The sequence below is a fragment of the Cohnella cellulosilytica genome, from assembly GCF_042431195.1.
GTDB classification, from domain to species: Bacteria; Bacillota; Bacilli; order Paenibacillales; family Paenibacillaceae; genus Cohnella; species Cohnella cellulosilytica.
This window is the reverse complement of record NZ_JBHMDN010000029.1, coordinates 37314-50992: the sequence shown is the minus strand read 5'-3', so window position 1 is coordinate 50992 and position 13679 is coordinate 37314. Positions and strand designations below refer to the sequence as shown.

Below are 13679 nucleotides of genomic sequence, written 5' to 3'. Positions count from 1 at the left end.
ATTCTCGATATAGACGGCATTGACGTGCTTCATGTCGTCTACGTAGGGGTAATTGGCGGCAATGTACGCCTGGGCCTCGGCGGTCGTCAAACCGTCGATGTACGTCTTTTCGGCGGCTGTAATCTCGTATAGGCGGATTCCATCGGCGTATCCGTACTGACCACTGGACGCAACCATTGCGCCTATGCCGATGCGAATACCGCTGGACCCGTCATAGGCCGCTGGAGCGACTGTTGCATAGCTGATTTCGAACTTATCGGTGCCTGTAATGTAGTTTCCGTAAAAATTCTGATCTCCAATCGCAACAAATCGCACCGCCAATCCATTAAGCATATTTACATTTTTTAATGTTCCTGCTAGGAGATAATACTTACCGGCTGCCAACTGAGTTACTCGATACATATACCCACCAGTAGAGGTGTGAGTCATTTTAATAGCGCTTGTGCCATAGGCGACATTGGTTGTGTCTATTGCAAGTGATACTAATTCTGCTGACCACCGACTCGTATTTTCACAATTCCCATCCCGCCCCAACAAATTAACAAGAGTCCGCCCCTGCATGGTCGGATGCAGGATCGCCGGGACATCCCCGCCTTGGACGACTTGGACACCTTGTGTCAGAGTCAACTGATGGGGAGACTTGTCCGCCAAGTGATCGTATACTTCCGAGATCGCATCGGCCACATTGGCCGCAGACGTAGGAAGGTCGTTCACTGCGCCAAGCGACTGGTCGACTTTATCCATATTTTCATTCAAGGTATGGATGCTGACAAATTCGCTTTCCAGCGGTTTCTTCAACCCTATATTCGGTGTAACTTCCGCCATTAGCTCCAGCTCCTTGTCATCACTTCACCCCAGGTGAAGGTACTGAGTTCGCCCCATGTCTTTTGTTTCAATTCGCTCCACTGCGTGTAAGTGAAGGCATATTCCACAGCGAGATGGGCCGGTTTGATTTCTTCGATGACGGCCTTGAGATCGTCCAAGTTCGGCGGGATGCCCCGCGTATCCACGAACTTCACCGTGAACGTGTAGGCTTCCGGATGAAGCGTCACGTCGACTGTTCCGCCGTCGTAGGCTTCGGCGACCGATTTGATGAGGCTGATCGTGACCGTACCGATACCGCGCAGCTTGGACAGGATGACGCTTCGTCTTTGCCCAATGGGCTTGGAAGTATCGACCGCAATGCCTAGCTCGCCTTCCCAATGCTCCAATCCCCAAGTCGCCGTCGAGACAAAATATTGCTCAAGCGTGCCGTCAAGCGCCCGCCACAAGGCGTCAAGCTCCTTGCCTTGAGCCTCCATATTGGCGCTCATAACTCTCGAAGTGGCATAATAGTCCGGGAGAAAGGACATCATCTCCTTCCCCCGGACGCTTGTCATCGCATAGTTACTCAATTAGGCTCACCGTCCCGATTACCGCGACTTCGCCGAGCGACAAATCGATATTATCGATGCCGTCGTTCACTTTCAAATTTTCAAAATCAACGATTCGCGGAATATCCAGCAAAATTGCCGAAATTCGGTTATAACGCACGAGCGAATCGACAAAAGCAAGCTGCTCCAAATAGTCGGCCAATCCCGCTTCGAAATCTTCCCGAGCCTGCTCCAAGGTCGATCCGCTAGCCAGCGTCAGCTTCGCCTCTATATTAAGCGGCACTTCGACCGCCGCCTCTACCGTTACCGCGGCGCCGATCGGAGCTTTGCCTTCTCCTTGCCCGGCGGCGGGAGAAATATGCTGCTGCACCGCATCTACGATCGTCTGGCTGGGGGCTCTCTTGGTGTCATCCAGCACATAAATCCGGACCGTTCCCGGACCGTCCCACAGCGGGTCGACCTGAACCCTGCTTACTCCCGGCGTCTCCAATGCCCATTGCTGATAGTCCGCTCGGTTGCCGCTAGTTCCCGGCTGACGCACCTTCAACAGATACCGAGCGAGCAAAGATTCATCGGACTCCTCGTCCGCTCCCCCGGTAATCGCCGCCGTATTTGTAATTCCCGTTACGCCAGCGATTGGCTGGGCCAACAAGCTGACTGCACCGATCGGAACGTTGCCGCGACTGCCTGGCTCGACCGCTCGAATCGGAATGACCGCCGTGCCTTGGCTGTCCAGGACCGCTTCCTCCGTCGTTTCGTACTCAATCGACGAAGTCTCCGTCATTTCATCGGCCGGAGTCGCCACTCTGGAACCAAGCGGAACGGTCGCTCCAGCATTCCCGGTCATTACAACAGTTCCGGTTGCTGCAACGGCAGGCCTGGGCAGCACGCCGTGCTCCTCGCACCGCATTCTCAAATACGGGCCGAACGTGGTCTGCGCAAACCCCCGTTCCAGCACCTCGCGTGCCCATTCGGAAGCGCGATACAATTGATATGCTGAGGGGGATAAAGAGTCCCAAATATATGAACCTTCCGATTTGTCGAGATCGGCCGGCACGCGCTCCAGCATTCTCGATAAAATGACCTCTTCCTTCTGATCCTGCAAAAATTCCGGTAACGCCGCCATTACACATTCACCGCCATTCCTTGAATTTCCGCCGTTTCGTCGCGAACGTTGGAAACAACGCAGCTGAACCGGCAGCTCTCTCCGGACCACTCGTAAGTAAAATCTTCAACGCTTGCGGTACGGGGATCGCTCATCAGCGTTTCGGTCGCGATTCTCTGGATCTCCATCTCGATCGCGGAACAAGGCAGCCCGGAACGAATCAACTCTTCGAATTCCTGGCCGTAATCGCGAGAGTAGACGAGATGACGATACCGTTCGGTCAGCAGCGCTTTCTTGCACCATTCGACCCATGCGTCCTTACCCTCTGTGACGCCCACCTTTCCGGTTGGCGTCGTTACGAACTCGCCCGCTTCGAAATCGAAACGCCAGCTCCGTCCGAAAAAAACGCCGGGTTCTACCAATTCCTCCGGCTCCTCCGCCGGCAATTCAGTCGGAAATAAATTAGCCATTCGAGCTCACCACCTTGCAGACGATGACGGCATCCTTGCCGCCGTTCACCGGAACGGCCAGCACGCGGTCTCCGGGCTTGATCCCGGCAGACCAGTTCAGCCGAACCTCGCCTATTTTCGTCTCATTAAAATCAAAACGAGTTTGCTGAGAGGGGGTGCCGCCCCCTATCGGATTACCCGCCTCATCCACCGGAGCAACCATCGTGCCAATCAGAGAGAAAGCGGGCAGTTCCAGCTCGGTCACCCATTCAGCCACGTAATAATCCGGAATTTCATATTTGAAGGAATCCAGCTTAACGCCCGATCCCGTGATCGTGCCAAGCTCCGAAGGCACTCCCGATAACGACTTGGCCGCAATGCCGGAAAACCGATTCTCGAGCGTCGCGGCCAGGCTTTTAAATGGATCAGCCACCGAAATCCCTCCTGACTTTGCTTTCCGCTGCCAACTCAAGCTCCATGCGTCCCGGATTGCCGAGCTGATGACGCACCTTCGTGACGATCAGCTCCCATTCATCCAGACGCACCCGGTCCCCGGCGCGAATTGTATTGATGTCCAGCGCTGTGAGCGACACGGTTTCCTGCAGCCCAAGCAGCGTTTTGGCCGCAACCTTTTTTGCCTGCTCCACCGTTTCGACCTTATTGTCCATAATGAGCTTTTGCAGCGTACCGTACTTCTCGGTGTCCTTTTTCTCCAGAACAAGCGTCTTGGACACCCAATTCTCGCTCTCCTGCGGACCGATCACCTTGACCTGAGTAATTGCTCCTTCGAGCGTCCGATTCTGGGTCATCTCCTCGATCGCGGTCAGCTCCCAGATGACCGGATTGCTGCCGATTTCGACTAACTCAAGCCCCTGCTCGGTCATCCTCGTCCTGTACATCGCCCCGCCCTTGTCCGCCGTTTCCTTCAAGTCTTCCATAATCATCGAGAGAATCGTCTGCGTGCGCTTGATGTTTTTGGCAAGCTTGATGCGGGTATCGGCTATGTTGCCTACGGGAATTCCCCACTCCTTGGCGTATTGCTTAATCCTTTCAGTCGCGGTCTGTCCTGCCGGCATAAGTCGCTCGTCATCGGACTTGGCGAGATAGATCGTCTTCTCGTAAGCCGTGACGCTGAGATGCTTGCGGCCCAGGTTCGAGCTGTGACATTCCCATACGACACCCGGGTTCAGCAGAACTTCCTTCTTGGTGCTTCCGAAGGGAATGCCGGAGACGCGAATTTCTTGGCCCGGAGAAATCAATGGCATGTCCGGGGTCACGACCAGCTTCATGTTGGCACAGTAGGCGATTTCATCGAGTGATTCCCCAAGAGACAATTCCTCTATCAATTGGGTCAAATCGTACTGGTTGGCGTAGATAACCTCGTAACTCATGGCATCACCAGCTTTTGCCCGGGTCTAATCAGGTTGGGATCGCGCCCGATCACTTGCGTGTTGACGTTATAGATGTCGCGCCATTTCGAACTGTTTCCCAGTTCCCTCTTGGCAATTGCCGTCAACGTGTCGCCCGGCTTCACCGTATACACTTTGGGTACGGGCTTCGTATCGGGTCTGTCCGTTGTCTTATGCGCTTTACCGACTTTAATTCCCCGGTAGGTTCGAAACGTAATGTCGAAATAAATGTCGTCGCGTTCCCCGCCTTTTAATGTAGAGTCGTGCATGGAAACGTAGGCGAGCGTGTTAATAATCGTTCCGGTAATGATCAACCGGATCGGCTGTCTGTTCATCAGAAAAGCGGTTAATCGATTCATCGCCGTTTGAGGCTCGGGAATATCCGTAAAGCGGCAGTACATCGGATCGTACTCTTTGGGAAAAAAAGAGGAGAAGGAAATCTCCTTAACCCTCTCCCCCTGAATGAGATCGATTTCGCCGAGCGACAAAATCGATGCCGTCTCGTACTGCTTCTCCCGTCGGATAAGAACTTCTTCGGGATTTACAGGAAACCGGAAGTCGTCCTTTGCAGCGGGGTCCCTAATGATAAAGTCCAACCGGGATCACCTTCTCTCATTTCGTTCTGCTGATCAGGCTCTATTCTCCATCGCTTGCCTTATGGAATCCGCGACTTTGCTGCCGATCATTGCCGATAGTTCTTCATAGTTCAGATCCATGCCCTGGACTGTAAGCTGAACGGCTCCAACCGGTAAATTCACGTTAAGGGGTCCGGGAGAAACGGAAGAAGGTCCTCCGACAGTCGAAGGAACAGGCATCAGATGCGTTGACGTACCGGGCATTTCCGGAGCCGGCAAGGCCGCAGGGTCCTCTTCTTCCTTCTTCTTCTTTTTCCCCCAGGAGAACAAGCCCGTCATTTTCTTGCCGAAGTCTCCAATGGATTTGCCGATGCTTCCGATATTTTCGGCAATCGCACTGCCCCCAAGCCCACCGATCGCTCCGCCGACCAAACCTCCGATTGCAGTGCCGACTCCGGGAATAATAGAGCCAATAGCCGCGCCAGTAGCGGCGCCGGCAGCCGCGCCGGCCCAGCCTCCGGCCGCGCTTCGAATCGCTTTATTGCGTTCTTCTCCCGGCTTGGCGCCCAGAATGTCTACCGCATCGGTAATAAATCCAAGCGGCTTAATCGCCTTGCCTGCTATCTTGGTCGCTTTGCCAAGACCAGACGCCGCTTTGCCTCCAAGCAATCCGCGCGCCCCCTCGGTTACTTTTCCGAGCAGTCCCTTAGGCTTTGGAGTGCCTGGCAAGGTAGAGGTTTTCATTCCTCCGGTTTTGGTTCCGCCGGGTTTGCCTGTCCGCATTCCGCCTTTGGTCGGTTCCTGCTCCGAAAGCGGCATTTTTCTGCGCGTATCCTTGGCAGGACGCTGACGGCGCCCGCCTTTATCAGGGCAAGGTGGACAAGGGAAGAGCCCGCCTTTTCCGCCGCGACTACCTCCGGATGGTCCCGATTTGCCCTTATCGGGCAGGCACTTGCCCTTGCCGGGACCGACTCCCGTCCCTTTGCCTTTGCCCGGAGGACACTTGCATTTCCCCGTATTCGGAGGACAACTTTTGTCCTTGCCGGGAGGACCATTCCTGACCGTATCTCTTTTTTCCTTAATAATGCGTTTCACAAACACCGTAAGCGATGCCCTCAGCCGCAATACTACCTTGAGCTTGAGACTCTCCGACAGCTTGGCCTTCAGAGTGGCGACGACCTTGAGAGCCTCGCTGATATTCGCTTTGACCTTGACCTCCAAACTCGGTTTGAAGGCCGTTTCCAGCTCGGCGGATAGTTTCGTCAACGCTTCAAACCTAATAACGGGCACAATCGTAACCCGACGAATTTGTCCGGTTAACCGATTTAACAGTCGGTTGATTTTCTCGATCTGAGGAGTTACCCGGTCGTTCAAACGAGCCATCGGGTATACCCTCATGCGTCCAAGCTTGTCCACCCGTCTGTGAATTCTCTCCAGGTACTTGTCTACGGACTTGAACACCTGCTCCGTTCTGGCGACTCCATTGGCGTTAATAATAATTTCAATTTCCTCGCCCGCCATCTCATCCCCCTCCTTCCTTCGCCGACATCGTTCTCTCCGTTTCCCATTCCAACTCCATACTCGCCATCAGGAACAGCTGCTCGCCGCGAGGCAGGTTCCAGAACTGTCCGGGGCGCAGGTGGTGGCGTACCCACAGCGCATGAATCATGCCGGCGAGCGCCCCGGATCGGATCAGTTTTTTACGTCTTCCAGCTCCGTGTTAAAGCCGGACAGGTCAAGCACCACGTCGCCAAGCGCAGACATTTCCCCCGCCAGCAAAATGCGCTTGATCACTTCTTCCGCTCCGCTGGCCGAATATTTGGTCAGCAGTTGAGGATTCCCCCAGTTCGGGGAGACGGTAGAAGCGGCGATCAGCGAGACGTTGAACAATTCCTCGTCCAAGCGCTCGATCGTCTGCCCCCGCTTCTCCTTGCGCTCCGTGCAGCGTTCGCGAATACTGAATACCTGCTTGCCGGTCAGGCCGCGCAGCTTTACCGGGATGTCCAGCCGTTCCAGGCGGACGGTGCGCTCGGGCAGCGTATCCGCGCCAAGCAGCCGCTGCAAAATCTGTTCATCGGTCAATTGATCGAAAGACATGTTTTCGTTCCTCCCCTTCTTAACCTGCTACGATCGGATCGAGCAGACGGTATCCCTCAAAGGTGAACGCCGTCTCCTCCGCGACTTCTTCGCCGGCCGTCCAGTTGGCCAACTGGATTTTATCGGGCACGCAATTAAGCAGCTCGATGCGCTCGAAGCCGTAGGCCTCCGGATCGGACAGCTTGTTGATGATATTAAACTTCGCAAAGCCGCGGCTGATCATATCGCTGGTCACCTTGTAGCCGCTCATCGTGCCCGTGCCCTTCTTCGTGCCGAGCTTGTGAACGGTCCAGTCCTGCCCCGCCAGCTTCAGCTCGCGCTTCTCCACCTCGACGGAGGCCTCCAGCTTGTTGATGTTCGTCTGCCACACCCCGTCGATAAACACTTGACCGTACGTACCCAGAATCGCTCTTGTCGGATCCATCATGTTCCTCGTTCCCCCTTATCGCACGATAAACGTGCTGAAAATTTGTTCCATAACGTCTGTCAGACGAGCTTCCCATTTCAGGAAAACCTGGTCCGGCTCCGGCGTAAATTCCGGATCGACATATACGTCGTAGCCTTCGGTTTCGATAACGCCCGCTTGGGCGAGCGACTGCATGTATTGCTTGCAGGCGCTGATCAGAGCCAAGCGGCCTTCCTCGGAGTTGTTCACTTTGCCGATGTAGGAATCCTCGGCCGTCCGCTGCAGATCGGAGTTGATGCTGTCCATCACGCGGATCGTGCGGATTTTCTTCCATGGATTGTTCTGGCCTTCGCGCAGCGTGACGAGGCTGTTGATTCCCCGAAGCGCTTTAACGAGACGACCGTCGTGAACAAGCAGGAAGACGCCTCCGCGAACAGCTTGCTCCTGCTCGGCCCGCGTCCAGCGGCGAGTCACGTCCTCGAACGGAGACGGCGCATAGGTAACGGATTGGCTCAAGCCCTGGCCGGCAATCAGGCCGGCGACATAGGCGGCGACTTGAGCGGAGCTGTAAACCGCGTCGCCCAGCTTGGCGCCCGTACCGACATTTACGATGCCTTCGTGATTCAGCGAAGCGCTGCGGGCGATCGCCTTCGCAACCGCGTCCGCCGCCGTATCGTCCGCAGCCGTGCCGCCAAGAACCGCAACAATGCCTTTGCCTTCGTTGCGCAGGCGGCTAACCCAAGCCGATACGCTGGCGTGAAGAGAGGCGTCGGACACGCCGTCCAAAGCAACCACGTTAAAGTCCTGCGTCTCGAAAGCGGCCAGCGCGTCCAGATAGTCCGCATTGGTCAGGCCGGAAATGCCGGAGTCCCCGCCGCTCAGAGAAGCGCCGGATACATTGGCCAGCGTGCCGCTGCCTTCGGCCAGCTTCTCGGCCGCGATCCACAGATTGCCGGAATCGCCGTTAACGGCGTCCGCCGCCGCTTGAATCGAATCGCCATCGAACGTAAACGTCCGCAGAAGCGTCGTTCCTTCAAACAGCTTCAGATCTTTTTTCTCCGCATCGACCGCATTGGCTTGAACCGTCACCTTGAAGTCGTTGCCCCTTGCGCCCGGGTGCTTCGCCGTCAGCTTCAGCACGTCTGCCGGAGTTCCTGCCGTATCCGCCAAAGTCAGCTCGGAAGCGGCCGCGCCGCTTGCCGCAAGCCGGTAGGCAATCACCTTCTTCGCTCCGCCGAGCAGAGCCAATCGGATCGTGCGGTATGCGGTTGCTCCGTCCGCCTCCGACCGAGAAAATTCCTTCGCCGCTTCGGCTTCGCTCGCGATTTCCACAAACCCGTTAACCGGGCCCCAGTGCGCTCTTACCGGAACGACTGCCGTTCCCCTCGCTCCCGGTTGAATCGCAGCTGCCGCGGCAGCTTGAAAAGTCATATAAAATCCCGGCAATACCGGTTTGTCCGTCGTGCTCCAAGTTCCTCCAGCCATCTTACAGCACCTTCCCTTTCAGAAATTGGCCGACCAAGCGTCTCGCTTCGTCGACGGTAAATTCGTTTTTGCCTGCGGAGTTCAGCGCGCCGGCTGCGGCTTCAGGTCTGACCTGGAACAGCTGGGGCGCGTGATGAATGAGTTCGTCCCGAGAATAGACCGCCTCGGGGCTTTTCCTGTTTGCCATCCGTAACACCTCGTTCATGAATTTGGATTCGGTTGAAAATTTACTTCCCGCATCAGCGGGCCTTGCTCGGCATTGCGCTCGATTTTACGCGAGAAGGTGACAAGGATTTGCCCTTCAGTCATGGCGTCCCGCGCCAGATCGACGTTCGGCGTAAGCACGGTCAAGTATCGGCGATCCGGCAGGCTGAGCGGAATTTTCACGGCCTCGCTCAAGCTTTGCGCAAGCGCCGCGGTCGTCATCGTCTGCTCGTTCACCGTTCGTCCAATCACGTGCCCGATTGCCTTCTTGCGGACTTCGATCGTAGAAGCTCTGGCGCCCGCTGCCGTTTCGATCCCTTCCCATCTCCAGAGCACGGAAGGACGAATGTAATCCGTCGGCCACCTGCCGCTGTAGGCCTGCCAATCGGGATCTCCCAGCGTATCCAGCGTCCATTCGCAAATCGCGTCCAGCCAGTCGTCCTGCACCGTCTCCTGAGCCGTTCGAATCCCCATTACGGAGAAACGAAGCCCCCTCGTAATGACGTCCCGATCGGCATCGGCTTTGTCGGAGCCGACTGTGCCTTCGTAACGGCAAGTGAACTCGATCAGCGAATCGGGATCGACGAGAGCTTGTCCGTCCAGCGCCTCCACGATCAGGTCGGAGAGCTCGTCCACTTCGGAAAAATCGGATTGCTGCGATACGCTGGGCCAGCATTCGAACAAAGTCGTGATTCCCGTCCATTCGGTATCCGTCGACTCCGTTCCTTGGATGAGAAGAATGTAAGGCTTGTCCAAGGTCGGCGCCGATTCGTGGGCCTCGTAGATGCACCCGCCGATGGATGAGATTTGCTGACTCAGCCTCTCTCGAATGCCGGCTCTCATGGGAGCACCTCACGGCTGTGGAAAGATGAGATCATGGCCATGTTTTCAACCTCCTGGTCTTTCAAAATGTTCCTCTCACCCCTAAGTGGCAATCGTACGACAAGCCTTCTATCCGACGAGAAAATGGGGGCTGCCGACGTTGCCGTCGACCTTGCGCTGGGCGCGGACGATGTAGGTGCCGACGCTGGATTTGCTGATGTTCAGCATGGCGGCGATCTCCGTGAAGGAGAAGCATTCGCCGTGGGCCAGCGTGTAGCAGCTTCGCTCGCGCTCGGTCAGTCCGCGGAGGGCGGCATCGAGGCGAAATCGGCCGGCCTCGTCGGTTGGACGATCCGGTTCAGCCGCCTCCTCCCACAACGAAGCGGAAGGCAAGCTGGCCGGATCGGTCGGCACCTCGCGCTGATAGCCCGCTCTGCGTTCGATGCCCCGCCGATTGCCGGGCCTTCTCCCCGTCTCCAGCCATTCGATCACATAGGAGCAGCTCGCAACCATTTCCATCACCAAACGGCGATCCCGATCCAAATCGAGCAGCGCGTTCAGCTCGTCCATCGTGCGCACCGGCTCCATTCGCTTAATGCGAACGGTCAGCTCGTCCGCTTGGCGAAGCAGATTGCGTCTCGTTTCGACATAGCTCTCCAACGTTGCGGCTCCCAGATTCGTAATGCGATTGCTCATCATGGAATCACTCCTTTTAATTTTGCCAATTTGGCAAACTATAAAGATAAAAAAATCCCCTGCTTTAAGAATTGTTTTCTCTCTCGCTCCCCAAATTATAAAATGGAAACATACGTTCTCTTTTTGGAGATAGACTCATCATAATTTGCCAACTGGGCAATGTCAATCATTATTTTGCCATTTTGGCAAAACCTTCTGTTTACCATTTTGGAAATTATGTTATACTGAATTTATCTTAACAACAGAAGGAAGATCGGGATGACACTTGGCAATCGTCTTCGGGAGCGTCGGGAGAAGCTGGGGAAGACCCAGCTGGAAGCGGCCAGAGGACTCGGCATCAGCAACGTTCAGCTCTCCCGCTACGAATCGGATGACCGCAAGCCGGACCCGGACATGCTGGCGCGCTTCGCGGAATTTTATCGCACGACGACCGATTATTTGCTTGGGCGCACCGACAGCCCCGTAATGGATACGACCGGCAGTCCCGGCATCGGGGAATATCCGGCGTTCGAGGAATTTATCAACAACCCGGAGCACGGCGTTTTTTTCAAGGATTATTTGAACGCGCCGGAGGAGCGCAAGGAAGAAATGAGGCGCTTCTGGGAGTTCATCATGGAGAAGGAGAAGGGCCGCAAGCCCGGAGACCGGCAAAAATAAGAACGGCCGACAGCCCGTACGGGCTTTTCTTTTCACCATAAATACGAACATACATTCGTAAAAAAGCTGAGGATTACGCCATGTACAATTATTATCGAACGACGCCTTTCGAGCAGTGGGTCGAGCATTTGTGGATCAAATCGGGGATTGCCGAGCCTTCCCAGTTAAACGTCGAGGAGGTCGCCTCGCGGCTTGACGTATGGGTTCATTTCATGAACGATTCGAGCCGGGCGCTCGACTATATGGGCCTGCGGTCGATCCTGGTGGATCGGCGCCTCGACAAGGAGGCACAGTGGGAGGATTTCCTGCACGAGCTCTGCCACGTCCTGCGGCATGCGGGCAACCAGACCGTTATGCCCCAGCTGTTCTGCGAAGGACAGGAGGCGGAGGCCAACCGGTTCGTGCTGTATGCGGCTATTCCGTTTTACATGCTTCGTCAAATCAAGCTCCCGGCGAGAATCGACGAGGCCGTCGAGACGATCGCCTCGCACTTCGGAGTCACGCTGGAGCTGGCCGGCAAAAGGCTGGAGCAGCTCCAGAGACGGACGCTGGCGACGATCATGTGGGAGGAACTGATCCGGCGGGAAGCGGAGGATCAGCTGCGCTCCTCCGTTCGAAGCTCATCCTGCTAGGGCGTGTACGCAAACCCGCTCAGAGGCATCTATCACCGCCTTTTCGCCCCCTGCTTCGTCACTTTTGCTTGACGTACCCCCGGTACGCCTTCACAAAAGTTCCTTGCATGGAACGAAAATTCGGCAACATCTGCTGTCCTCGGAGTATGCATACACGCCCTAGAACAGGAAAACGGCGCGCTCCCGCAACGGGAAGCGCACCGCCTTTGCCGCTTGGATTACGAACGTTCGTCGGCGCCGATGTCCACGCTCGCGCCCTGCACCCGCGGATCGCCGTCGATATCGGTCGTCCCGATAATGGACAGATCGATCACGCCCGCGTTAATGGCCGGCGAGGTAGAGGTCAAATGCAAATCTCCCGCGGCCGCGTTTACCAGTCCCGGATTGGCGAACAAAGAGTTGGCATCGTTGCCGCTGGCCGTCTTGTACGAGGAGAACCCGGTGTAGGTGACGCCCTTCCATCTCCATTTGGCCCCGGTGGAGCCGCCGGGAGCGTCGTACAGATTGTAATCGACGACGTTGCCGCTGTTGAGCGTATAGTCGTTGAAGAACAGATAATTGCTGGAGCTGGCCACCATAATATTGTTTTTCACGACATTGTTTTTCGTATCGTACTGAATAAGCAGCTGGCCGCCGTTTAAGCCCTTCGTGTCGTTCTTGTACAGCGTATTGCCCACGATAACGCAGTTTTCGGTAGAACCGCGGCCGGTATCGTAACCGCCCATGGCAATGCCGGTGTAGCTGTTATTGTAGACGAAATTGTTGCGGATTGTAATTCCGCTGGTCGATTTGCCGGCATGCTCGCTGGCGATTTCAATGCCGATATCGTTGTTGTAGCTGTAGTTCCCTTCAATAAGACTGTTCTTGCCCCCGTCGACGTAGATTCCGTCCGCGCCGTACGAGCCGTTCGGAAGCGTGCGCCCGTAGGACGGATTGTTGACGGAAGTAATGTTGTAGACCGTATTCCCCCGAACCGTCCCGTTGCGCGCTTGATCGTACGCCGTAGAAGGCGCCGTTCCCTCGAAGCCGATCAGATCGATGCCGATGTTGTCGTTGTCGTGAACCAGATTGTTCGTAATGTCGAACGTATCCACATTGCCGTTCACGACAAGAGATTCGCTGGAGCCCAGCACCAGGTTGTACAGCTCGTTCCCGTCTATGATCAAATTGTTTAGGGAAGCCGGAGCCTTCGTGCCGTACACGGCGATCCCGTGCGCATCCCGCCCGGACAGGCTGGAGGTGAGCGTCGCCGTATTTTTGATATCGTGGATTTTATTGTCGCGAATCTCGATATGGCTTCCCGCGCCATGAATGAAGATGCCCATCGGGACTCGGTTTCTCGTGCTCGTCTGCAGATTGCGGATCTCGAAGCCTTTAACGACGATATAGCTGGCATCCTCGATCTCGATCAGGCTGTCCTCCGAAGCTACGCTCAGGCCGGTTCCGTCTATAATCGGCGACTGCGACGCGTAATTTTGGAAGGTAATCGGTCCGGCCGCGGCCGAGCCGGAGCGCGTAATTTTCAGCTTTTGATTATAGACGCCGCCCATGACATGCACCGTACTGCCTGCGGGAACCGTATTGGCCGCCTTCTGCAGCGTTTTCCAGGCGGTCGCCGTACTCGTCCCCGCGTTGCTGTCGCTGCCGGTCGTCGATACGTAATAATCCGTGCCTGCCGCATACGAGCGCCCTTCCGGGGCGGCAGCCGAAGAAATTCCCAGCACCGCCAACACGGCTGCAAACAGAACTATCCACTTTTTCATTCCTCA

17 protein-coding genes and 1 pseudogene are annotated in these 13679 nt (G+C 55.9%); 2 read left to right on the top strand and 16 right to left on the bottom strand.

The window, feature by feature from the left end; all coding sequences use genetic code 11:
• The 15 genes and pseudogenes from ACFFT4_RS20810 to ACFFT4_RS20740 all read right to left on the bottom strand — a co-directional run.
• Window positions 1–825, bottom strand: a pseudogene (locus ACFFT4_RS20810) (hypothetical protein); the annotation flags it as partial.
• The gene (locus ACFFT4_RS20805; RefSeq protein ID WP_378050861.1) at window positions 825–1379 is read right to left on the bottom strand and encodes a YmfQ family protein; all 555 of its coding nucleotides are present in this window, start codon (window positions 1377–1379) and stop codon (window positions 825–827) included. The gene ACFFT4_RS20805 and the pseudogene ACFFT4_RS20810, both read right to left, overlap by 1 nt.
• A gap of 7 nt (window positions 1380–1386) precedes the next feature.
• Entirely contained in the window at window positions 1387–2499 is a 1113-nt protein-coding gene (locus tag ACFFT4_RS20800; RefSeq protein WP_378050742.1) for a baseplate J/gp47 family protein, read from the bottom strand.
• Window positions 2499–2948 carry a DUF2634 domain-containing protein gene (locus tag ACFFT4_RS20795; protein WP_378050741.1) on the bottom strand — a complete coding sequence of 150 codons (450 nt, stop codon included), beginning with the start codon at window positions 2946–2948 and terminating at the stop codon, window positions 2499–2501. The genes ACFFT4_RS20800 and ACFFT4_RS20795 overlap by 1 nt, the downstream gene beginning before the upstream one ends.
• Window positions 2941–3360, bottom strand: a complete 420-nt coding sequence (locus ACFFT4_RS20790; RefSeq protein WP_378050740.1) for a hypothetical protein — start codon at window positions 3358–3360, stop codon at window positions 2941–2943. The genes ACFFT4_RS20795 and ACFFT4_RS20790 overlap by 8 nt, the downstream gene beginning before the upstream one ends.
• Window positions 3353–4318 (bottom strand): XkdQ/YqbQ family protein, encoded by a 966-nt coding sequence (locus ACFFT4_RS20785; RefSeq protein WP_378050739.1) that lies wholly within the window; start codon window positions 4316–4318, stop codon window positions 3353–3355. Before ACFFT4_RS20785 ends, ACFFT4_RS20790 begins: the two co-directional genes overlap by 8 nt.
• Window positions 4315–4932 (bottom strand): LysM peptidoglycan-binding domain-containing protein, encoded by a 618-nt coding sequence (locus ACFFT4_RS20780; RefSeq protein WP_378050738.1) that lies wholly within the window; start codon window positions 4930–4932, stop codon window positions 4315–4317. Before ACFFT4_RS20780 ends, ACFFT4_RS20785 begins: the two co-directional genes overlap by 4 nt.
• 33 nt (window positions 4933–4965) lie before the next feature.
• Window positions 4966–6432 (bottom strand): glycine zipper domain-containing protein, encoded by a 1467-nt coding sequence (locus tag ACFFT4_RS20775; protein ID WP_378050737.1) that lies wholly within the window; start codon window positions 6430–6432, stop codon window positions 4966–4968.
• Between the two features lies 1 nt (window position 6433).
• A complete protein-coding gene (locus ACFFT4_RS20770; protein ID WP_378050736.1) occupies window positions 6434–6580 on the bottom strand; it encodes a hypothetical protein in 147 nt (48 codons plus the stop codon).
• A gap of 23 nt (window positions 6581–6603) precedes the next feature.
• Window positions 6604–7008 carry a phage tail assembly chaperone gene (locus ACFFT4_RS20765; protein WP_378050735.1) on the bottom strand — a complete coding sequence of 135 codons (405 nt, stop codon included), beginning with the start codon at window positions 7006–7008 and terminating at the stop codon, window positions 6604–6606.
• Window positions 7009–7027: 19 nt separating this feature from the next.
• Window positions 7028–7435 carry a phage tail tube protein gene (locus tag ACFFT4_RS20760; RefSeq protein ID WP_378050734.1) on the bottom strand — a complete coding sequence of 136 codons (408 nt, stop codon included), beginning with the start codon at window positions 7433–7435 and terminating at the stop codon, window positions 7028–7030.
• Window positions 7436–7450: 15 nt separating this feature from the next.
• A complete protein-coding gene (locus ACFFT4_RS20755) occupies window positions 7451–8899 on the bottom strand; it encodes a phage tail sheath family protein (RefSeq protein ID WP_378050733.1) in 1449 nt (482 codons plus the stop codon).
• Window position 8900: 1 nt separating this feature from the next.
• The gene (locus ACFFT4_RS20750; RefSeq protein WP_378050732.1) at window positions 8901–9086 is read right to left on the bottom strand and encodes a YqzN/YkzM domain-containing protein; all 186 of its coding nucleotides are present in this window, start codon (window positions 9084–9086) and stop codon (window positions 8901–8903) included.
• Window positions 9087–9100: 14 nt separating this feature from the next.
• Window positions 9101–9946 carry a hypothetical protein gene (locus ACFFT4_RS20745; RefSeq protein ID WP_378050731.1) on the bottom strand — a complete coding sequence of 282 codons (846 nt, stop codon included), beginning with the start codon at window positions 9944–9946 and terminating at the stop codon, window positions 9101–9103.
• A gap of 108 nt (window positions 9947–10054) precedes the next feature.
• Entirely contained in the window at window positions 10055–10621 is a 567-nt protein-coding gene (locus ACFFT4_RS20740; protein WP_378050730.1) for a sigma factor-like helix-turn-helix DNA-binding protein, read from the bottom strand.
• Window positions 10622–10879: 258 nt separating this feature from the next.
• Between ACFFT4_RS20740 and ACFFT4_RS20735 the strand changes: the two genes are divergently transcribed.
• Window positions 10880–11278 carry a helix-turn-helix domain-containing protein gene (locus tag ACFFT4_RS20735; protein WP_378050729.1) on the top strand — a complete coding sequence of 133 codons (399 nt, stop codon included), beginning with the start codon at window positions 10880–10882 and terminating at the stop codon, window positions 11276–11278.
• Between the two features lie 80 nt (window positions 11279–11358).
• Window positions 11359–11910 carry an ImmA/IrrE family metallo-endopeptidase gene (locus tag ACFFT4_RS20730; protein ID WP_378050728.1) on the top strand — a complete coding sequence of 184 codons (552 nt, stop codon included), beginning with the start codon at window positions 11359–11361 and terminating at the stop codon, window positions 11908–11910.
• A gap of 218 nt (window positions 11911–12128) precedes the next feature.
• Here ACFFT4_RS20730 and ACFFT4_RS20725 read toward each other — a convergent pair whose 3' ends face one another.
• The gene (locus tag ACFFT4_RS20725; RefSeq protein ID WP_378050727.1) at window positions 12129–13673 is read right to left on the bottom strand and encodes a choice-of-anchor Q domain-containing protein; all 1545 of its coding nucleotides are present in this window, start codon (window positions 13671–13673) and stop codon (window positions 12129–12131) included.
• Window positions 13674–13679 lie beyond the last annotated feature (6 nt).